The organism is Nocardia aegles, assembly GCF_052545135.1.
In genome coordinates, this window is record NZ_JBQWRI010000071.1 from 1 (window position 1) to 413 (window position 413).

Annotated in this window: 1 protein-coding gene; it reads left to right on the forward strand. The window is 58.8% G+C overall.

The features are described from left to right. Positions 1-413: condensation domain-containing protein (locus ACT89H_RS29495; protein WP_445111941.1), on the forward strand; the 413-nt coding region annotated here is incomplete at both ends.

Sequence of the window (413 nt, forward strand, 5' to 3'; positions counted from 1 at the left end):
GCTGTTGGTACTCCTGTCGCGGGTCGTGGTGAGCGGGAGCTCGATGATCTGATCGGTATGTTTGTCAATACGGTGGTGTTCCGGTCTCGGTTGGAGCCGGGTGAGTCGTTCGCGGATGTGGTTGTGCGTCAGCGGGATGTTGATGTGGCGGCGTTTGCGCATGCGGATGTGCCGTTCGAGCGGTTGGTGGAGGTGTTGAATCCGCCGCGGTCGGCGGCGCGTCATCCGTTGTTTCAGGTGGGGTTGTCGTTTCAGAATGTTGCGCGGGCGGTGTTGGAGTTGCCGGGTTTGTCGGTGGCTGGGGTGGATGTGGATGTGGATGTGTCGCAGTTCGATTTGCATTTGATTGTGGGTGATTCGTATGAGGAGTCGGGTGCGGCTGCGGGTATTGGTGGGTTTTTGACGTATGCGAC